The organism is Alkaliphilus flagellatus (assembly GCF_018919215.1).
Lineage (GTDB): Bacteria > Bacillota > Clostridia > Peptostreptococcales > Natronincolaceae > Alkaliphilus_B > Alkaliphilus_B flagellatus.
In genome coordinates this window covers 461,098-483,649 of sequence record NZ_JAHLQK010000001.1, presented here as the reverse complement: position 1 = coordinate 483,649, position 22,552 = coordinate 461,098, and the positions used below count along the sequence as shown (strand labels likewise).

Annotated in this window: 18 protein-coding genes and 1 pseudogene; 2 read left to right on the top strand and 17 right to left on the bottom strand. The window is 29.6% G+C overall.

The features are described from left to right. Positions 1–34: 34 nt before the first annotated feature. Positions 35–1,663: a YceG family protein gene (locus KQI88_RS02155; RefSeq protein WP_216414713.1), complete on the bottom strand. Its 1,629-nt coding sequence runs from the start codon at positions 1,661–1,663 to the stop codon at positions 35–37. Between the two features lie 800 nt (positions 1,664–2,463). Here KQI88_RS02155 and KQI88_RS02150 point away from each other — a divergent pair. Then, the gene (locus KQI88_RS02150; protein WP_216414712.1) at positions 2,464–2,652 is read left to right on the top strand and encodes a hypothetical protein; all 189 of its coding nucleotides are present in this window, start codon (positions 2,464–2,466) and stop codon (positions 2,650–2,652) included. A 53-nt stretch (positions 2,653–2,705) separates the two neighbouring features. Here the strand turns inward: KQI88_RS02150 and KQI88_RS02145 are convergent, their stop codons facing one another. The 12 genes and pseudogenes from KQI88_RS02145 to KQI88_RS02090 all read right to left on the bottom strand — a co-directional run bounded on the left by KQI88_RS02145 (position 2,706) and on the right by KQI88_RS02090 (position 15,941). After that, positions 2,706–4,379, bottom strand: a complete 1,674-nt coding sequence (locus KQI88_RS02145) for a DUF5643 domain-containing protein (protein WP_216414711.1) — start codon at positions 4,377–4,379, stop codon at positions 2,706–2,708. Position 4,380: 1 nt separating this feature from the next. Then, entirely contained in the window at positions 4,381–4,950 is a 570-nt protein-coding gene (locus KQI88_RS02140) for an RNA polymerase sigma factor (protein WP_246579081.1), read from the bottom strand. Positions 4,951–5,095: 145 nt separating this feature from the next. Beyond that, a pseudogene (locus KQI88_RS18540) lies at positions 5,096–5,347 on the bottom strand (oleate hydratase); the annotation flags it as partial. Between the two features lie 110 nt (positions 5,348–5,457). Beyond that, positions 5,458–5,637, bottom strand: coding sequence for an HTH domain-containing protein (locus KQI88_RS02130; RefSeq protein ID WP_216414710.1), 180 nt, complete (start codon positions 5,635–5,637; stop codon positions 5,458–5,460). 75 nt (positions 5,638–5,712) lie between these two features. After that, complete coding sequence (locus KQI88_RS02125) at positions 5,713–6,879, bottom strand: iron-containing alcohol dehydrogenase (protein ID WP_216414709.1); 1,167 nt, start codon at positions 6,877–6,879, stop codon at positions 5,713–5,715. Positions 6,880–6,971: 92 nt separating this feature from the next. Next, positions 6,972–9,281 (bottom strand): RNA polymerase recycling motor HelD, encoded by a 2,310-nt coding sequence (gene helD / locus KQI88_RS02120; RefSeq protein ID WP_216414708.1) that lies wholly within the window; start codon positions 9,279–9,281, stop codon positions 6,972–6,974. Between the two features lie 271 nt (positions 9,282–9,552). Then, positions 9,553–10,254: an RluA family pseudouridine synthase gene (locus tag KQI88_RS02115; protein WP_216414707.1), complete on the bottom strand. Its 702-nt coding sequence runs from the start codon at positions 10,252–10,254 to the stop codon at positions 9,553–9,555. A gap of 14 nt (positions 10,255–10,268) precedes the next feature. Continuing rightward, positions 10,269–11,132, bottom strand: a complete 864-nt coding sequence (locus KQI88_RS02110; RefSeq protein WP_216414706.1) for a class I SAM-dependent methyltransferase — start codon at positions 11,130–11,132, stop codon at positions 10,269–10,271. 100 nt (positions 11,133–11,232) lie between these two features. After that, positions 11,233–12,360: a DHHW family protein gene (locus KQI88_RS02105; RefSeq protein WP_216414705.1), complete on the bottom strand. Its 1,128-nt coding sequence runs from the start codon at positions 12,358–12,360 to the stop codon at positions 11,233–11,235. Between the two features lie 25 nt (positions 12,361–12,385). After that, a complete protein-coding gene (locus KQI88_RS02100) occupies positions 12,386–13,792 on the bottom strand; it encodes an MBOAT family O-acyltransferase (protein ID WP_216414704.1) in 1,407 nt (468 codons plus the stop codon). Between the two features lie 133 nt (positions 13,793–13,925). Further along, on the bottom strand, positions 13,926–14,414 hold the full coding sequence (locus KQI88_RS02095) for a DUF4358 domain-containing protein (protein WP_216414703.1): 489 nt from the start codon (positions 14,412–14,414) through the stop codon (positions 13,926–13,928). A gap of 144 nt (positions 14,415–14,558) precedes the next feature. After that, a complete protein-coding gene (locus tag KQI88_RS02090; protein WP_246579080.1) occupies positions 14,559–15,941 on the bottom strand; it encodes a glycoside hydrolase family 10 protein in 1,383 nt (460 codons plus the stop codon). Between the two features lie 229 nt (positions 15,942–16,170). Between KQI88_RS02090 and KQI88_RS02085 the strand changes: the two genes are divergently transcribed. Further along, complete coding sequence (locus KQI88_RS02085; protein WP_216414702.1) at positions 16,171–16,662, top strand: ferritin-like domain-containing protein; 492 nt, start codon at positions 16,171–16,173, stop codon at positions 16,660–16,662. A 106-nt stretch (positions 16,663–16,768) separates the two neighbouring features. On the opposite strand, the gene KQI88_RS02080 is transcribed toward KQI88_RS02085, so the two are convergent. The 4 genes from KQI88_RS02080 to KQI88_RS02065 all read right to left on the bottom strand — a co-directional run bounded on the left by KQI88_RS02080 (position 16,769) and on the right by KQI88_RS02065 (position 22,481). Further along, the gene (locus KQI88_RS02080; protein ID WP_216414701.1) at positions 16,769–18,508 is read right to left on the bottom strand and encodes an ABC transporter ATP-binding protein; all 1,740 of its coding nucleotides are present in this window, start codon (positions 18,506–18,508) and stop codon (positions 16,769–16,771) included. 198 nt (positions 18,509–18,706) lie between these two features. Continuing rightward, the gene (locus KQI88_RS02075; RefSeq protein WP_246579079.1) at positions 18,707–20,095 is read right to left on the bottom strand and encodes an MATE family efflux transporter; all 1,389 of its coding nucleotides are present in this window, start codon (positions 20,093–20,095) and stop codon (positions 18,707–18,709) included. Positions 20,096–20,345: 250 nt separating this feature from the next. Further along, complete coding sequence (locus tag KQI88_RS02070) at positions 20,346–21,350, bottom strand: helix-turn-helix domain-containing protein (RefSeq protein WP_216414700.1); 1,005 nt, start codon at positions 21,348–21,350, stop codon at positions 20,346–20,348. Positions 21,351–21,578: 228 nt separating this feature from the next. Then, complete coding sequence (locus tag KQI88_RS02065; RefSeq protein WP_216414699.1) at positions 21,579–22,481, bottom strand: M15 family metallopeptidase; 903 nt, start codon at positions 22,479–22,481, stop codon at positions 21,579–21,581. Positions 22,482–22,552 lie beyond the last annotated feature (71 nt).

The following is a 22,552-nucleotide window of genomic DNA, read 5'->3' as shown; positions in this document are numbered from 1 at the left end:
TAATTCCCCCTATGCTTTAAATATTTAAACTTAACTATTGAAAAAACCAAAAGAAGCCTTTTTTCAATGTACTTTTCTTTTCTTCCTGTTTGTTTCTTTGAGGTCTTAAATCAAATTTAAAGTCCTCTAGTTTATGAATATCATAATAATACTTATCTATACCATTCTCAATATTATTGTAACCAGTTGGGGTTAATATTACTATATCGAATCCAACAAGATGAAGAAAAGCAATTATTATTATATCCTCATCACTAAATATACTTTCATTACCATCAAAAATAACTAATTTAGGTATCTGGAGTGGGTAATCAAATTTTTGTAGTAAATCTAAATATATTTTGTCTAACCCTAAAATAGTATATAAAGCTTTAGTTTTAAAATCATTAGTAATTTGAAATGTAAATAAATCTGTTGTAACCACTAATTCATCTATTTTATCTAAAATTAAATTTTGCACTGAAGTTCTAAGATAGCCAAAGCGATATTCACGGATACTCTTTACCTTTTCTTTATTAAGACTACCATCTAGATTAAATACACCCTGAGTTACCGCAAATCCCCTTGGTCTATTAAAAGGTATTTTTTCAATTAAAATTGTTGTATCTTCTTTAGCCATTAATTTTTCAAAGTTATCCCAATACTCATTTAAATCTATAGTTGTTCCGCTAATCTTTGCAAATATATTCGGTATATATACCCTACCATCCTCTACTTTAAAACCTTCTCTAAATCTTGCTTCTTCTTTCCATAGTATAAATAGCTCTTCATGAGTTGTTCTAAGAGGGCGGGATACAACTTCATAATCTTCAAACTGCCAAGGCCTATAAACTCCACTGTCTTCTGTATGAAGAACTTGATCTATTTCCCTAGAAGCTCTATATGCCACTGTCTCTCTACGTAGTGCCCTAGGTGCATTAGGAAAAGGCCTTAAAGATTCTCTATGTGGGTATTCCACCAAATTTGAATATACATCTATGCCTTCAATCTCATTAAATCTACTTCCATCATTGGTGTGAAAATACAATACATCGAATCCAAGTAATGAAAGAAATATTAAAAAATATACTTCATCTCTTTGGATATCTCCATAAAATAGAACCTTCGGATTAGTATTTCCATATTCATAAGCCTTTAAAAGCTTAATAGCATATTTTTGAGTCCAATATAAAAACTTAATATAGAAGTTTTTAACTATATTCATATTCGATTGATTTCTCATAAATATATCTAATAGTATAGTAAGTTTATCTTTAATTAATTGATCTTTAACTAAATTAATTGATGAAATAACATCTCTTTTTAAAGTAGATTCTACAATAATTTTAGCGCTAGATAATCCAGTTTTTTCTGCATTACTCCAATAATGATTAGTCTTTTGAATAAATCCACTATCAATAAACTTATCAAGACCTCTATCTATTTTTAAGTAAATATCCCCTAATTCTTTTAATTTACTATGAAGCTCAAGTAGCTTTTGTTCATAGGTATTTTTATCTTCAATTCCAATTATTCTATAGAAAAAAATAGGAGTGACCATAAGTCGTTGGTTAAAAGCAAAACCCCTTCTTTCCTTTGGAAGTATAAAAATATCCTCGTATACATTATCAGTTTTTCCACTAATTGTATTTATAGCAAGTTGAGCAAATTGTACTTGTTCCATAAGCCCAATTTTCTCCTCCAGTCATTTAACATATTATTATAATTTTTCCTATACTTATAAAGTATACAAATTATTTAATTATAATTGTATCATAATTTTAATTTCTACGTTTACAAAAGGATTCCTTTATTTTAATTTTATAATCATTTATTTTTACATATATTACAATTTGATTACATTTTTAAAAAATAGTAGTATTTTTTACCATAAATGTATATACTACATATGTAGCATTAATCATTCAAAATTATGAAAGGAGGTCGTGTCATGAAAAAGCGACAAATAATAGGTTTAGGCATTAACTATTTACAATTTAATAAAATGTACACACGACCTGTCTTTAACGTAAAAGACTAACATATCTTTATGCCTATATATTAAAGATCTTTTTATAATGTTAGTTAAAACTATAAAGCAAATCTTCATGCCATAGGTTGTGTGTATAACATACCTATGGCTTTTATAATCTACATAAAAATTAAAGGATAGTTTCTTTATTACTTCGTGCCCTTAATTATTTATGTCCAAAAGCAATTTCTTCTAATAAGCCATAGGTAGAATTACCTATGGCTTATTATTTTGTTTTATTAAAAATCACATTGCATTCTATATATACATATAGATAGAAATTGGGAAGGGAGGAAATTTTAATGAAGGTGATTTTAACTTTATAGTAGCACTAATCAATTTAAATTTATTAAGAAATGGAGAGATGTAATATGATTCATTTAAATGAAAAAATTTATTCAGATATTTATCGTTTGGAAAAACAACAATATAATTTAGGAGGTAGAGTTTTTATGTCGTTACTGAGTTTATCCTTAAAGCTTAGCTATTTTAATATAAATATTAGCATTAATAGAGATGAAGCTAAAAGAAAAGAGAAAGCTGCTAATGCACTTAAGCATGAGCTATTAGTTCAAGAAGCTATTGAAAGAAGAGCTAAAGCACAAGCAGACTATCATTATATAAATAATTTTATACAATAATTTGATTTAGAAACCCCAGTAGGTAGGTAAATTGCCTATCTACTGGGATTCTTTTATTTTTGTTTATATTTTTTTAGTTTTAATGATAAACTGCCTTCCACATATCTTGTTTCTTCATAACTATTAAATATAATTTTTATAGATTTTATTTCATCATCTAGCTTATCTTTCAACTCTAACTTTTCTGTTGCATTATCGTTAATATTATAATTTTCATAATATGTAGAACTTTTTTCATAACTACGACTTACACTATATCCTTCTTTAGGGTAAGATTCTTCAAATTTCTTAGATAAGTTGCTTAAAAGAATATCGTAGCTTGATTCATAAACGCTATTTTCATTCTCTGGAAATAAAAATTTTGTAGCAACACTGCTTTTCTTGTATTCTTGTCCATTTATAAATATTCTAAAATTTAATATTTCAAAATATCTTTCTCCTAAATTATCCATTGAAATTCTAATAAGATTTTTATCTCCTTGAACATTATTAACTCTGATATTACTATCTAAATATTCAAAGCTTTGAGGAAAAGACTTTTCTACATCCACATCCATTGTACTAGTTTTACTAATGATAGCATCATATCCATCTACTGTTATTTTAATTTTATCTGGCATTTCAAAATACATAGAATCAAATGAAACTATACCTTCTACTGCCCCCATATTACTCCAATAGGAACTATCTCCTCCATATGATTTGCTTTCATAATTTTTCCCATTAGCCTCGATTTTAATATTAAACAATCTTTCTAAAGCATACTCTGAATTTTGTCTCCTATTAAAACGATAGGTTAGCGTAGTTATAGTAGGGGAAATTTCAAGTTGTTCAAATATAATTTTATTTCCGTCTAAATCCATTTGTTCATTCAAATTAAAAACATGCGCCTCAGTCACTTTAACTGGTATCTTAAAATTCCAATATCCTTCAATTGCGTTTTCAGGTATTTCTTTAGAATAATAATGATATCCTGGTAGTATACCTTTGTATTCTGGATGGATAGGCTCTAGCGCTTTTATGGTTAACTCTATTTCCCCTTCATTTGAAGCTAAGGGACTTAAAGATACTACAGTACGTGTTTTATTTTCATCTGGAGTATAAAGTAAATATGATCCACGTATGCTATCACCTCCTATTAGAGAACTAAATTTAAAATTCCCTTCATAATCTATTGTTTCCTTTGACAGAATAGGTACATATTTACCATCGCCATTTAGATTTTCTACCTCCAATAGAAGTACCATATTAATATCATCTGCCACAACACTTTCAACTTTTACTTTTATATTTTTATCTTCAGAAATTAGATTAACCTGCTCTCCATAACCTTTTGAAATAAGTTCCTCTATGGACTGACTCTCTTTTAAACTCTTTCCTTGCCACGTTTCTAAAATTGTTCTTATATTTTCGTTGGCAAAGGCGGTTGTTATTAATAATGTTACAAGAATTGATACTAGAGCTATATATCCTATTTTTATCCTTGGCTTCTTATATAATTTCTTCGCGTTTGTCACTTCTTTTTTAACATTTTCCATTAAATTATGGGGTGCTTTTATATCTTTCTTTGTTTCTTTAATGTAACTTATAGTTTCCCTTAACTCCTTTAACTCTTCTTCACAGCTAGTACAATGCTTAATATGATTCTCTATAGCTAAATGATCTTTTTCATCTAATATACCATCTATATAATCTATTAATTTTTCCTTTATTTCTTTACACAGCATATTATTCCACCTCCTCTATATTGCTCCTTAACTGCTTTAAACCTCTATATACTCGAGATTTTACTGTTCCAATTGGAATATCTAAAATCTGGGATATTTCTTCCTGAGAATAACCACTAATATATTTTAAAACCAATACCTCTCTATGGATATCCTCCAATCTATCTAATCCCTCTTTTAACTCTAGATAACTATTTTGCCCCTGTTGTATTTCACTTTTATCTAAGTTTTCTATTATGCTAACTTTTTCTCTATTTCTTAATATTCTTTTACATTCATTTATGAATATTGAAGTTACCCATGTTTCAAAAAATCTCTCTTCCCTTAATTGACTAATGTTTTGGTAAACCTTCATAATAGTATTTTGGAACACATCTTCTACATCATAATGATTGTATAAGTAAGCCCATCCTATTTTATAGTATTTGTCCTTCCTAATATTAAACCAATTATATAAAGGCTCTAAATTATTTCTTGCTATTTCTTTTTTTAGTTGTTTACATGAATCATTTATATTTTTACTATTAAAAGAAATAACAGAAGATATTCTGGCCAGTTTATCTTCACTCAATATTTTCCACCCCTTTCATCCAATTAGAGTCAGCAAATATAGAAAAAGTTCCATAGAAATATATATTTATTAAATACCTTCAAGGTAGAACAAAAAACACCTCCTTTCTTGTTGCAATATCTATCATAACTTTATGCGTAAATTTTCATATAGAAAGATCGTAAACAGCAAAAGAGCAATCATTTCTGATTGCTCTTAGGGAGGGAATCGAGTTGAACAACTCCCAGAAGTTTTCGTAGGTTTCCTCATTGAGCGTACGTCCACCACGGCAAACAAAGCCATCGATTGGTGTACCTGCGCCATCGTTACTTCCACCAAGTATATTCATTTCCTCTAAAATATGGATGTTCTTGCCCGGGAAATTACAATTTCTAACAAGATAAGCCGCACCTGCAAGAGATGCAAGACCATAACGTACAAATGTACATCATGCCGCCTTCACTTAACTAAAAGGCTTCCCCGATAGAGGGCATATTAAAAATAAATATTTTTGTAATAATCATTTAATTATTCATTAATTGAATAATAGCAACGCTTAGGAGAAGTAATCTTTTCTTCCTTCTTTAACTCTTTAATAGCTTTATCAACTTCTTTTTTATCAATACCTGCTTTTTCTGCAATTTCTCCAGCCTTTAAAGGTTCTGCTGCTTCCTTAAGTGTTTTTATTACTACTTCCGTAATATTCATATAAATAATCCCCCTGTATTTTTCTTTAGTTTAGTAATGCAATCTATATATACCACATTCTGTACAAAACAAACATTATTTATAAGCAATTTTCAAAATTTCTAATATATCTTCTCTCTCTAACTTTTTAAGAGTACCAAGTGGAGCTTGCATAGCTGCATTATCAGCAATTTCATCTAATTCTTCAGGCTTTACACCTATTTCTTTTAATGTAACAGGGGCATTTAGACTTTTAAAAAATATTTTTAACTCCTCTATAGCCTTTAGGGCTTTTTCTTCCTTCGTACCCTCTGTTATATTAAATATTTGCTCAGCGAATCGTTCAAACATATCTATGTTTTCTTTATATACGTATTTCATCCAAGCAGGGAAAACAATTGCAAGTCCAGCTCCATGTGAAACTCCATATAGAACACTTAAGCTATGCTCTATATTGTGAGAAGCCCAATCTCCACCACTTCTTCCAACACCATTACTTCCATTTAACCCAAGTGTAGCACACCAAGCCAATTGGGCTCTAGATTGATAATTTGTCGGATCTTCTAATAGTACCTTTACATGCTTCATAGTTGTGCGAATAATGCCTTCAGAGTATTCCATTAAAACATCTACATCTTCTGTACCATCAAAATATAGTTCAAAAACATGAGCCATAGTATCAATTGCTGTATTGGCAGTTTGATTAGGAGGTAGTGTAGCCTGAACTTTAGGATCTATAATACTTACCTTAGGATACATAACAGGTGATCCACAGCTCCATTTTTTATCTTCATCCTCATTTGTAATTACAGAACCCATATTCATTTCTGATGCAGTAGCTGATATAGTTAATACGCCAAAAATAGGCATTGCAGACTTAGGCTTTAACTTTCTCTCATAGAAATCCCATACGTTTCCTTCATAGTGGCATCCAATAGATACGGCTTTCGTAGTGTCATATACACTTCCTCCACCTATCGCTAGTAAACCTTCTACTTTTTCTTCCTTCGCCTTATTTATAGCTTCTTGGACCTTGCTTAAAACTGGATTAGGCTGTACTCCAGATACTTCTACATAATCCACATCATGTTCTTTAAGAGATTTAGTAACCTCTTCATAAACACCATTCTTAAGTATTGATCCACCACCATAAATAATAAGCACCTTATTTACACCATGGTTTTTTATTTCTTTTCCTATTTGATTAATAGTACCTTCCCCAAATATAATTTTTGTTGGGTTTTGATAAACAAAGTTTTTCATTAGAATACCTCCTCATATTAATAATTTACATTTAAATAATATGCCAGCAACTCTAAATTATATTTATATATTCTAAAGACTACAAAGTAATTCTATAATAAAGAAACAAATTCCTCTAAGCCTTCCAATATTCTAGAAGGTTTATTTTCATAAAATATATCTACTTTATGAAGTCCCCTAGTGATAGCTATGTAAAGAAGCTTAATATCTATCGGATTAAGATTATACTTTTCTTCATTTACATTCCACAATATAACCCCGTCAAACTCTAGCCCCTTAGATAAATAGCTAGGTATTAGTAATACACCTTCTTTAAAGTCTGTTGTTTTATCTGTAAGCAAGTATACTTCAGGCAGCTTACCTTTTATCTTTTCATATACCCCTTCAGTAGATTTTAAATCCTTACAAATAATCGCTATAGAAGAATGGCTTTCATTTTTTAACATTTCAACTTTTTTAACGACTTTATCAACCATCTCTTCCTCATTTATACATCTCGATAAACCCGGCTTATCTCCGTGTCTAAATATAGGTTCAGCTAAAATCTTTTCTAGATTATCGCACTTTTTAATAATTTCATTAGCTAGATTTACAATTTCTACGGTAGATCTATAGCTAGTTGTTAAAATATGATAATCATAACTTCTTTCTTGAAATACTTTTTTCATTACATTAGACCAGCTGTTAATGCCTTTATAGGAATAAATACCTTGGGATAAATCCCCTACGAAGGTGAATGAATCATTTAAAGATATTTCCCTCAATATACTGATTTTAAACTCATCAAAATCTTGAGCCTCATCAACAACTATATGTGTATATTTATTCTTATTCTCTAATCCAAATAATTTAATATGAATGTATGCAAGAGGTGCTAAATCTTCATTGCTATATATTTTATTATTTAGCTCACTTTTGCATTTGTTAACTATTTCATTAAAAAGCTCTGGTGTCATTCTTGTTTTAAAGGCTAGGCTAAGCTCTTCATCCTCAAAAACAGAAATATAAAAGTTGAAAATATCCAGCTTCTCTATTTTATTAATATATCCATTGACTGATGAAGAAATATTTTTTTTAATTTGTTTTACTTTCTCGTCCCTTTCTTCATACAACTGTATAATTTGTGGTCTAATTAAATCTATATCTCCTACTCCATTTTTTAGATCATCTATTTTCTTCTTATAGATCGAATCAATTTTCTCCTCTATACTGTGAATTTCATTCTTTAATCTTATCTTTAAATACTCCTTTAGCTTAGCTATTCTTTCGTTAAAAGATAGGTGTAAATTACTAGTCATAAATATTTCTTGCAGCTTTTCATATTCAAGTACAGAAACTTCCTCCATACTTAAATCCTCTTTAGGAAGCAAGTTTTTTCCTAACATTTTCAAATTATTATCAATTACCTTTTTTAATAAAATAGAGCCCTTCATTTTAGCTAAATTAGCAACTACTCTTCTCTCTTCATTTTGCGAATCCATTAAAATATTTAATTGATCAATACTTTGGGTTATTTTAATTTTCTTTTTTATAAGTTTTAATGCCCAATCTTCAAAGGTTGTTTGAACAACTTCATCTACTCCTAGGTCTGGTAATATTTCTGATATATAATTTAAAAATAATCTATTAGGTGCAATAACCATATAGTTAGCATCCGCTATATTTCTTCTATTGTTATACATTAGATATGCCATTCTATGTAGAGCTATAGTTGTTTTGCCACTTCCTGCAACCCCCTGAACAACAAGTGGTCTAATCATATCACTTCTAATTACTTTATTTTGTTGATCTTGTATTGTAGCAACAATTTCCTTTAGACGCCCTTGATTAGATTTATTAAGGGCTTCTATTAGGAACTCTCCTTTCCCCTTCAAACTATCTTCTATTCTATCCTCTGATCTCTTTTCATCAAAAATTTCCCTTAATTGTCCGTCTCTAATTTCATATCTTCTCTTTAAATACATTTTTCCATTTATTTCACCATAAGGAGCTCTATAGGACACATCTTCACTATGTCCGCTATAATATATATCTGATATAGGGGCACGCCAATCAACAACTACAGGTACTTCTTTTTGTCTATCATGCAGCCCATGCTTTCCTATATATATTTTTTCTATTTCATTTCTTCGCTCTTCTTGAAAATCAATCCGTCCAAAGTATGGTGTACTCTGTGCTACAGTTAGCTTTTTTATATCCTTTGTAGCAAATTGCTGTAACTGTTGTTTTGCAATTAATCGCTCATCCGCCATATGGGTAACTGTTTTTCTAATGTCAGTTATCTCCTTGTTTAACATAGCTTCGTAGTTCTCTAAATACTCCTTTTCCTCTTCTACCCACTTTAATGTTTTTTTAAGACTTCCCTTTTCCTCGACATAACTTAGATGGGCCTTTGCCTCCATAGAATCCCTCCGCTCCAATATTTTAATTATATTCATAGTCTTTTCTCTATTAGTGTATTCCAATTGTAATGTAAACCAGGTTTTTATACAAACCATAAATATGTTATTGTAATGTCTGCTATTGTTATTTAATTTACCTTACATATTTTTTCTTCTATTTTTAACTTTTTTCTTGCCAAGTTCATGTTTTTTTGATACACTAATGGTGCTGATATTACCTTTTTCCAGATATTATTAAAGGATAGTTTTCCACAGGAAAACTATCCTTATTTTATTTATACATAATATTTGTATCTAACATAAACCTAATCCAAGGCTCTTTTTTCTCAGGCAAACTAGTAAATGTCATCTTTTCCTTTGAAGTAGGATGCTCACAAGTAATTTGATGTGACCAAAGCGCAATTTGCTGCCCTACATTGTTTACTTTAGGTCCATATCGCTGATCTCCATATAAAGGATGTCCAATTGTAGAAAACTGAACACGGATTTGATGAGGTCTTCCTGTATGTAAATTAATTTTCACTAAACTAAAGCCTTTTATAGTGTCTACTACCTCATAATCAAGTATCGCTTCCTTTGCACCTTCAATACCATTTTCCACTGCAGATACTGTATTTGTTTTACTATCCTTTAATAGATAATGAATTAATGTATCCTTCTTCTTAGAAGGCTTTCCATGAATAACAGCCATATAGCTTTTTTCAAATTCTCTTTTTCTTATTTGATCCGAAAGCCTAGAGGCAGACTTTGAGGTTTTAGCAAAAACCATTACGCCACCTACAGGTCTATCTAAACGATGAACCAGCCCTAGATAAACATTGCCAGGTTTATTATATCTTTCTTTAATATCTTCCTTTAATAGGGTTAACATGTCTGCATCTCTCGTTTGATCCCCTTGAGATAAAATATTCGGTGGCTTTTCTACAACCAATAAATGATTATCTTCAAAAAGAATAGGTATTTTTTTATTCAATTAAATACACTCTCCTATTCTTCCCAGCGTCCATATATTCCACATGGAAGTACAATTTCCTTTCCAGATACAGGAATACCTACTTCACCACAGGAAATTTTACCATCGTATTTTCTTCCTACTGTAGACTGTAATATATTACTTAGTACATATGGTGAAAATCCAGCAGTATATGAATTGATTAAGAAAAATAACGGATTTGGAGAAAGTATATCAAGACACTCTTCTACAAAACCATATAGAGAATCCTCTATTTTCCAAACTTCTTTATTAGGTCCTCTCCCATAGGAAGGTGGGTCCATAATTATTGCATCGTAAGTTTTACCTCTTCTCTTTTCTCTTTGCACAAACTTCATTACATCGTCTACAATAAATCTAACAGGTTTATCTCCAATGCCTGATAATGCAACGTTTTCCTTTGCCCAAGTAACCATTCCTTTAGATGCATCTACATGGCATACTTCAGCACCCGCATAGGCAGAGGCAACTGTAGCTCCTCCAGTATAGGCGAACAAATTTAATACTTTAATCGGTCTTCCAGCAGCTTGTATTTTTTCCATCATCCATTTCCAATTTACTGCCTGCTCTGGAAAAAGTCCTGTATGTTTAAATCCTGTAGGTTCTATGTAAAATGAAAGTGGGCCAAAGGATACTGTCCATCTCTCTGGTAGCTTCTTTTTATATTCCCACTCTCCACCACCTTTACTACTTCTATGGTAATGAGCATCTACATTTTTCCACTCTTTACTAGATTTCTGAGCTGACCAAATAACCTGTGGGTCTGGTCTTCTTAAAGTATACTGTCCCCATCTCTCTAGTTTTTCACCATCTGCTGTATCTATAAGCTCATAATCTTTCCATTCATTAGCTAATAACATGTATGTCACTCCTTATTTTTTAAACCTTTAGTATAATCATATCATTATACCAAAAACTCCGAAATAATTTCCAGAGTTTTTGTAGTCTTTTAATTTTCTCCTATCGTTTAACCTTAGATATAGTTGTGTCAGTTGTAAAATTGGATAGATTATATAAAACAAGTATTGTATCTATATTATTTTCAGTTATATATTCATTAATACTTAAATTATAATATCTTGGATCGATTACATGAATAGTTTTATAATGATTAGTTAAAAAAGGAAGCATAGCATGGGCGAATGAATCTTTAATAACAAGTAGTTCATTATCATTATCTACATCAGTAGTAATTGTTAACAGTGCATGATTTCCATCTAAAAACACAGTATATTTGTCCTTTTCTTTCAAACGATTTAGTTCATATAGAGAATCTGTCTTTCTTCCTTCATCTTTGTAATCTACTACAATATTAAAGTGATTCTTTGGCCTGAAGATTTCTATTCTATCCCCTATTTTTCTATTTTGTCTTGCCTTTGAATAATATGTTCCATAAAAACTATCACTTACAGTTTCTATATTAAAATCATCTATAGAAATAGGCTTTGTTCCCTCCATCTCTAAAAATCTCTTATATCCATAATAAGCGCCCCTAGCGGTCCAATGATGATCTGTTTGGAAAAATATATAGTCCGATTTATTTTCCAATAAGCTGTTGTAAACATTAACAAAGTTCAAATTATCCTTAGTTTTATCTTCAATATAATCTAATACATTTTGCTGTGGATAGGTAGTTGCATAGTCTGGTAACCTATCATTATATATTGCTACAGAGTTTGGAACAAGCATCAAAAATACATTTTTAGGACTACTTTTAGCTAATTGAATAATACTATTAATATTATTATTTATAATTTCCTCAGATGGTTTTTCAAATTTTTCTAATAAAAAGCCATCCTTGCCAAAGTATATTTGGTTATTCTCTTTTTTACCAATCCATATTTCAATATTTGATTTTAAACCTATCCAAAAATCCCTAGCTACAAACTGATCTGCCACATAATTTTCCGTTTCGTTACGTAGTTGTCCGGACACAAGAGCCTTCCATGTTATACTGGGCATTTGCTGAAGCATCCTATTCTCAAAGGGAGAAAAGCTACGACTTGGTAAAACTAAATTAAAAATTAAACCTATATATATAATGCTACAAAATATGGTAATAGTCAGTTTGTTTCTATTAATATTCATTATAACATTCCTCCCTCTCAATTTTTTAAAATCTAAAATACAGGAAAGGATTGTAGGTACTATCAACTAAATAGGCGATAGAAAAAATCATAATCAATAATAAACTTAACTGAAATACGACACCTTCCAATCTTTCAGATTTTTTCTTTAATAAATCTAAAACCATTTTTAAAATAGGCGTAGAGCAAAGGATCAATAAGATTAAAACTATGCCATAGCTTGTAAAGTAATATAGGAATCGTTGATCGTAAAGGGGTAATCTTTCAAAACCTAGCATAATTTTTAAATATTCTAATCCTCTAAATATATTTTCAAAACTAAAAAGCACCCAACCAATTAAAATAAAGAATAAAGCATATATATGTCTAATAATAGGATGAACCTTACTTAATGCCTTTAATAAAAAACCTTTTTCAAGCACTAAAATAACACCGAAATATATTCCCCATAGTATAAAATTCCAGCTGGCTCCATGCCAAAATCCAGTTAAAAACCAGACTATAGCAATATTTCTAAAAAGCTTTAACAATCCTACCCTATTACCTCCTAGTGGAATATATACGTAGTCTCTAAACCACGAACCTAAGGATATATGCCATCTCCTCCAAAACTCTGTTATACTTTGGGAAATATATGGATAGTTAAAATTTTCAAGAAAATCAAAGCCAAATATCTTACCAAGCCCTATTGCCATATCTGAGTAACCACTAAAATCAAAATAGATTTGGAAGCTAAAGGCAATAATTCCTAACCAGGCGGTAAACACTGTCATATCACTAGTTGACAATCTCTGAATCTCATCCCACAGCATTCCAATATTATTGGCTAAGAGCACCTTTTTACCTAGACCAACAGCAAATCTCTCTATGCCTTGACTAAATTGTGAAATATTTTCCTTTCTATTATTCAACTGATGAGCAATTGTATTATATTGAACAATTGGTCCTGCTATTAGCTGAGGAAACAATGCCACATAGGTTCCAAAGGATATAATATTTTTTTGAACTGGTGACTTGTCTAAATATATATCTATTGTATAGGACATAGTTTGAAAAGTATAAAATGAAATGCCTATTGGCAAAGGTAATCCTAGATAAGAAAAATTAGTATTTAATAGCATATTAATATTTTGAATAAAGAAGTCTGTATATTTAAAGAAACACAATAGACCTAAATTAATAACTATAGACGATAATAATATAAGTTTTGCTCTTTGTCTATTGTATCTATATTTCTCAATGAGAATACCATGGCTATAATCTACAATAGTAGAGAAGATCATAATTGTAATATAAATTGGTTCTCCCCAACCATAAAAAATAAGGCTAGCAATAAATAACACAGTATTCTTAAATTTTCTAGGTACTATATAATAAATTAAAAGTGTAATTGGTAGAAAATAAAATAAAAAAAATATACTACTGAACACCATGTTTATCAATCCTTTTTGATTCTAGATTTTACATTCATTATTAAAAAAGCAGCATAGCTGCTTTTTTAATAATCCTATAATTTTTTATTTGTTACAAGTTCTAAACTAATCATTAAGTGTTTACTAAAAATATTTATTTAAAAAAGTTATTGGATACTTCTTCTACTTTAGTAATATCTTCATGTACGGCAAATATAATATATTTCCCTTCTACTCTAAGTAAATAATTTTTAGCATTTTCATATTGATCTGGTAAATAGGTTTCAAAAGTCTCTTTTATACTTTCTGCTCTTTTCTCTATGTTTTCCTTAACTTCTTCAACTTTTTCAGCATCCTTAACCTTTATCACAGCAATTTCATTGGACTTAACAATCATCATAGGTATTTTAACATCATATTCTTCCAAGTCACTAGCATCAATACCATAAAAATCCTTTAGTCCTTGTTCATCCAAATCTATCAGAGAAGGCCATTCCACATCACTTTGAATTTTTTCAGCAATCTCACTCACAGAAACATTAACTTCTTTTTCTCCTCCATCATTAGATGTATTAGATGTACACCCTATAGCTGCCACCAATACTAAAACCAGCACTCCTAAAACTATTAATCTCTTTTTCACTCTACATTTCCTCCTCAATTTAAGTCTATGTACATATTTTGACGTAGTTTTTTTAAAAATGTTCCATTTACATAAAAAAACGAACAAAAGGTCTTAATTAACTAAGCCTTTGTTCGTCATTAACTATTTATTCATTTTAAAAATTTATTGTATATTGGGAGTTTTTACTTTTTCTTTATATATTTCATTTTGAAACTTATCCATAAGACCTAAAGGATTATTAAGAATAGATTTTGCTCTAAAGAATATACTACCTTTAACCTGTGGAATTCCTCTGTTATATTCTATTTGGTTTGAAATTTCTAAAGGATTTCCCCAAGGTGTATCTCCTTCCTCCACCTTATAAGCCGCATGACCAATATATAGATGGGTTTTTTTATCCTTAACTAAATCTGCCCACCAATTAACTAGGTTTCCATATTCAGCCCTGTCGTAACCAAAATGCCAATATATTTGAGGAGCAATATAATCTAGCCATTCATTTTCTACCCAATATTTAGTATCGGCATATAAACTATCATAGCTTGTAACTCCTCCTCTAGTATCTGAGCCTTTAGGATCATTAGCTTTATTACGCCATATACCAAAGGGACTTACTCCAAATACTACATCTGCCTTTTCATTTTTAATAGATTGATATAGATTTTTTATAAAGTCATTAATATTATTCCTTCTCCACTCTTCCTTTGTCTCATTAGCTAATCTTTTGTAGGTTTTATATAGATCATCATCTGGAAAATCTATCCCTTTTTCTGGATATGGATAAAAATAATCATCTAAATGAACACCATCTATGTTATAGTTTTTTACAACCTCTAATATGCTATCTATTACAAACTGTCTAACCTCTGGAATTCCAGGGTTATAATATAATTTTCCTCCATAGGATACTACCCAGTTCGGATTTCTTCTTGCCGGATGATCCTCAGTAAGAGCTTCTATATCTCCTTTTACACTAACACGATAAGGGTTAAACCAAGCATGAAATTCCATGTTTCGTTTATGAGTTTCTTCTATCATAAAAGCTAGTGGATTATAGCCTGGATCCTGTCCTTGAATCCCTGTTAAATACTCAGACCAAGGTCCGTATGTAGAAGGATAAAAACTGTCGGCACTAGGCTTTATCTGTACTATTACAGAGTTTAAACCTGCTTTTTGTAATCCATCTAATAATGATACAAATTCTTGTTTTTGATCTTCAATAGATAACCCTTTTTTTGATGGCCAGTCCAAATTATATACCGTAGATATCCAAGTAGATCTAAACTCTTGGTTTGTAATTTCTACCTTACCATTAGTTTCTATCTGTTTTTCATCTTCTGTAGATGAAATTGTATTGAATATACTCTCATTTCCAGCATTAACATTATGCCTATCTTTATTAATATTTAAAACATTAGATGCTGCCTGAACCTCCATAGGTTTATTTTTTAATAAACTGTAATCGGAATAATGATTTTGTAAAAGAAGTGTAGTAACAATACCTATAACACATACTCTACCTAAAACATTTTTATTTACCGTCAAATTGCCTCCCCCTTCTTAGAAACACTAAATAAGTAAAATTTTTGTACATTAATTAGGAAATTTAAAACTATAGTTCTTATTATATCAGTAATTTCAGACATATTTCTATAATATTTTCTAATAAATTTTAAGAAATATAAATGTTTTGGGTTTTCTAGCTAAAACTGGGTATAATTCATTGTAAATTTAGTATCAAATCAAACTAATCTATAGGAAGGAATGATATTTTATGCATAAGGATGAGTTAAATATTATTAAACAAGCTATTTTAAATGAGATTGAAGGCTATGAATTTTATAACATGGCAGCACAACAAGCAGGTACAGATGAAAGTAAGGAGGCTTTTATAGAATTAGCTAATGAAGAACTAAAGCATGCAGATTATTTAAGACAACTCTTCGATAAAATTAAAAACAGTAGCGAAGATGATTTTAAACTTTCTTTCCTAGTTGATCCACCATCTCCTAATATATTTGACTGGAAAAAGGTAGATAAAAAATATACAAGCCTTGCTATATCGGTTTTTGGTATAGGAATACAAATGGAAAAGGCATCTATCGATTTTTATGAAGATGCTAAGAAAAATAGTAGTTTTGAAGAAGCAAAAAAACTCTATGATCTTCTAATTGGGTGGGAAAAGGTCCATTTAGATCAATTTACTAAGCAATATAATCTATATAAGGAAGTTTGGTGGAACGATCAAGAATTCGCACCATTTTAAACAAATTTTTCATACATATATTAGCTATGTATGTAGCTTGGAATTTTATACAGATATTAAAGTTAACAATAAAGGGTAGAGTATTCTACCCTTTTATTTTATAACATTAAACAACCCAACCTTTAGCCTGTTCCTGTTCTTTATACATATTAAAGTAACGCTTTTTGTTTTTAAGTAGCTTCTCATGATTTCCTATTTCCTCAATTTGTCCATCATTAAGAACTATTATCTGATCCGAATTTACTATTGTATTTAGTTTATGTGCTATAACTATTACGGTTTTTCCTTCTGTCAACTTTTGAAGAGATTTTTGTATTTCTATTTCATTGTCTGCATCAAGAGATGCTGTAGCTTCGTCTAAAAGTATAATAGGTGCGTCCTTTAGTATGGCTCTGGCTATAGATATCCTTTGTTTTTCTCCACCACTAAGTTTTATACCACTTTCACCCATTCTAGTTTCATATCCATTGGGTAAAGTCATTATAAAATCATGTATTTGAGCCTTTTTAGCTGCTTCCGTTACTTCTTCATAATCTACATTTTCATTTCCCATTCTAATATTTTCATATATAGTATCATTTAACATAAATATATCTTGGAATACGAAGGCTACAGAATCCATTAAGTTTTCCATAGATATGTCTTTTATGTTTTTATTATTTATTAATATTTCTCCCTCATTTACATCCCAAAATCTTCCTATAAGTTGAGCCAATGTAGTTTTTCCTGCTCCTGATGCACCTACAAATGCATTTATAGTACCCTTTTCAAGACTAGTGTTTACATTATTTAATACATTTTTATCTTCATATTTAAATGAAACATTTTTTATCTCTATGTCATAACTCCCACTTTTAGATAGTGAGTATTTACCTGACTCTTGTTTAGGCATATCTAAAATATTTTTAATTCTATTTACACCTTCAAATATCATAGAAAAATTTGAGCCTAGCTCTAGTAATGCTTTAAATGAATTTAAAAATCCCATGCTTATAATTATAAATAAGAGATACGTTCCTAAGCCTATACCACCATTAATATAGAAATATCCACCTAGAGGTATTGTAAATAATAATCCTGAATCCATAATGGCTAAAAAGATTGAATGGGATTGTGAATTTGTTTCAGTTATCTTTTTCCAATAATCCGCATATTCTTCTATAGATTTTCTATACTTTTCAAAAGATAAAGATGATACATTAAATGCTTTCATTATAGATATCCCTTGGATAAACTGAACTATGGTTGAGTTCATGTTTTCAAGTAAAGTAAAATAATGTTCCATTCTCTTTTCAAAGTTTTTAAACATTATACTTTGAATCACTCCACCTATAACTACTGGGATTAGTAGAACTAATGCCATTTTATAATTTAAATATAAAAGATATATAAACATAATAAAGGGTGCAACCACTGCTGCAGATATATCTGGTATATGATGAGCTAAGAAATTTTCCATCTTTTCTATATCTTCATTTATAACTTTTTTTAGCTCACCTGAAGTTTTATTTGTAAAAAAACCTAGATTTAAATTACCCATGTGCTTTATTATTTTCATTCTTATATTATATAAAATATTAAAAGCTGCCACATGAGAAAATGCACCTGATGCTATAAAGAATATTATCCTTACTATGATAATAACCGCTGCTAATACTGCTAAATTAAAAATATCTTTATAAACTACATTACCTTCAAATAAGATCATTATCATTTTATAAATAATGAGAAAAGGTGCAAAAGCTAATATGGAGCTTATTACACTTAGAATAACTGCTAAAAATAATTTCTTCTTTTCACCTCCAGCTAAATATAGTAAATAGTTTAAATTTGACTGTTTCTTCATATTGTTAACTCCTTTCTATAGCTAATCTTATATTTATTGAAAATGATTATCAACTCCAAGGAGTATTATTTTTACTCTTAAAAGGAAGGGGTTATCTGAGAATGATTTAGAAAGCCAGTTCCTTTTTTCATGTACATATGAAAAATATCCTGCATTTTTTAGAGATTCTCTTTAAAATACAAGATATTTTTATTTTTTCTATATTTGAAAGTGTGTATAGGCATCCTTTGATCTTAATATATTAAATTCTTTTTTTATCATAATAATAGTACACAACACAATAACTGAATCGATTGCAAATGTTCCATAATAAACACCAGAAACCCCAATCATTTTAGGTAAAATTAGCATTACTGGTATATAGAAAATTAACTGTCTCACAATTCCGATTACAGCTGCTGGTCTACCTTTATCTATAGCAGGGAAAAATGTCATTGCCATAAAAGTTGTTGATAATAATGGTAATATAGCCATATAAATTCGGAAATATGTTAACTGGGTTCCTACAAATGTTTGATTTGGTAATATTAATCCTAAAATAAAATTAGGAGACATCATAGAAACAATCCAAAAAGGTAATGTCAATACAGTAGAGGTAACTATAAATATTTTAAAGGAACTAATAACACGTTCATATTGTTTTGCACCATAATTAATACCTGCTACTGGTTGTAATGCACGCATTAATCCAAAAATTGGTGTAAGTAAGAATGTAAATACACGATATACTGAACCATAAAATGCTACATCTGCTACTGTACCATATTTAGACAGTGCATTAAAAACAACAACTGCTTGCACCAAGTTCATAAAACTCATAATGAAAGAAGACATGCCTAAGTTTATAATAGATTTTATAATATCTTTATCTCGATAAAACGAAAAAACTTTTGATTTAAATGAAGCATATCCTTTTCCAAAGTAAATCCAACCAATAAGGGTATAAACAAACATCCCAATATTTGTACCCCATGCAGCTCCTTCTACGCCTAAGTCGAATGCTACAATAAAAATATAGTTAGCAATAATATTAACAACTAAGCCTATTCCCATCATTATTGCTGCTGACTTCATTTTTCCTTCAGCTCGTACAATCATATTTCCAGCTAATCCATATATCCAGAAAAAAGAACCTAAAATTGTAATTCTAAAATAACTATCTCCTAAAGCTAAAGCTTCTCCTTCTCCACCCATAACTTTTACTAATTGAGTTGAAAAGATTAACCCTAATACTATATAAAAAACAGTTGTAATGAGAGACAGATAGTTAACATTACCAAGTAGACGCTCTTGTGTTCTTTTATCTTTACTACCTAAGGCAATACTTAATGCGGAACCAGCTCCAACTCCAATTAAAGAGCCTAAACCTACACTGATTTGCGAAAGAGGATAGGCTATCGAAACCCCTGCTAGAGCAGTTTCCCCTATAAATCTACCAACAAATATAGCATCAATTACAGAATTTAAACCATATAAAACCATAGCAATAACCGCTGGCCACGATAGTTCAAACATAACCTTCCACATATTATTAGATAAAATAAATTGTTTTTGCCTTTCTTTTTGATTTGTCATAGCTTCGCTCAAATTAATTCCTCCTCATTTTTTATCTTGTAGCTTACCCTTCCAATACTCTTACTTTTATAAGTAGAGAGTATTAATTGTATAGCTTCTGGATAAGTTCAACTAAAACTCAGTTTTTTAAAAACTTTACCTGAATTAAGCTTAACTGTATGTAAATTTTACATATAATGAGAATAATTATCAACTCCATCGAGTATTATTTATACTCTCAAAAGAAAAAAATCATAAATAATATTTGCTATTACTTATGACTTTAAATATTCTTATTAACTTTTCTGCATTCACTAGGAGTTATATTAAACTTAAGCTTAAAGGCTTCTGAAAATTTACTAGGATTAGTATATCCTACATAACTTGCAATTTCTGATATATTTTTATCTGTATTTTCAATTAAATACTTTCCTTTATACATCCTAACTTCTCTTAAATAACCATAGGGAGTGTTGTTAAACAACTCTTTAAATCCCTTCTTTAATTTATACGAATTTGTATTACACATTTCTGATAGTTCTTCTATACTAGGCGGATACTCTATATTTTTAATTAATATATCTTTAGCTTTATATATATATTCTTTGTCTGATTGTGTTAAGTTTATCTCTTTTCTTTTACTAATTCCATAGCTTACACTCTTAGATATAATTTCCATAAGTTTACCTTGGCACAAAAGTAAACTTGTAACATCTTTAAAGTTATAGTTATACTTAAGTAAATCTTTCATATCCCACTCTATACTAGGAGGAGCTTTTACTTTAAAGTAAGTATTTCCCTTAAATATAGATTCTATAGACTTATCCCACTCTTTTAACATATCTTCTTCACATTCTGGAAAGAAAAATTTTTTAAGCTCATCACCATCTAGCCCTATTACAATCCCAGAGTAGTTATCCAATTCCATATTAAAGCATTCAGCTTGTGGTAAATTATGATTTCTATAAAACATCAAATCCCCTTTTTTTAGATTAATCCAGTCTTTTTCAATTCCTAGTCCTATAGTTGCTTCTCCATCTATACAATAATTAATTTCTATAAATCGTTTTTCGTCTAATTCTGAATTTAAAAGTTCTCTACTAAAAGTATGGTTTTTACATAAACAAAATTCTAATCCTTTATTTAATATAACCCTGTTTAGCATACCACTACCTAAATAATCATTTACTTTATACTCAATAAATGTGGGCTTCGTTATGGTTCTAGTTAAAAATCTATTTTCCATTATATTAAAATATACTTCATTTATATTTTTGTTTTGTTCCATTTCCTTACCCCTATTCTATATATCTATATATAAATAATACTGATTATCATTATTATATGACATAACTCAACTATATAAAAGATAAAGTTTTTCATTCAAATAAAATCTATCATAAATATTACTATACTTTGTATTTCTTTAAAAACCTTCATAAGATAAAAAGCCATAATTAATATTTTAAAATATTAATTATGACTTTAAGCCTATCTACTAAATATCTTTTTTATTCTATTCAAATCCAAAATATTCTTCTAATGTAATTCCTTCATTATATATTTTTTTTGCCACATCTTTCCCTACATATCTTATATGCCAAGGCTCGTAGCTATATCCTGTAATATCAGTTTTTTCCTTTAAGTATCTTATTATAAATCCAAACTTATGTGCATTATCCTTTAACCATTTACCTTCTTCTGTATCTCCAAATTCCTCTATTAAGTCAAACTTGGCACTTTGACTAGTTATATCCATGGCAAGGCCTGTTTGATGTTCACTTTCACCAGGTCTAGCACTTAACTTATTAGCCTCTTCTTCTCCAACTCTGTTAGCTCTATTTTTAAAAAGACGTTCTTGGGTACTATAGGATCTATACCCAGAAACTGCATATAAGTATATACCTTCTTCCTTTGCTTGATTAAAAAGTTCTTCTAAGGCACTAGCCGCTTCCTGTCTCATATATTTTTTTTCATGCTCTCCATCAAATGAAAACTTTACATTTGGTACTACCAAATCATTAGGCTTGTAATCTGAATCTAAGTATCTTTTCTTATTTATTACAATTAGAATATCATCAACATTCTCAATAAGTTGTTTCTCATTACTCTTAATCACATCTCCACCATCTTTTCCGCCTTGTGGATTCTTATTTATATTCTCATTCTTAGGGTTCTCTGTAGAACCTTTTTCTTCATTATTATCTATATCCGAAATTTCATTATCTTTATCATCAGGGATATTATCATTGATAACACCGTTATCTTCTTCTGCTATACCTCCAGCAACTACCTTATCAAAAAAGAAAGGTAGTCTACCCTTAACTAAAAAAGTAGCAGATAAAATTATGAATAATAACATTATAATAGTTAAAAATGGTCTTTTACTCTTTTTTCTTCTTCTCTTACTTCTCTCCATAGTATCTACCTCTTATCATTTATTCTTTAGTAGTTTAATAGACATAGTCCATCTAATAACTAATAAAATTA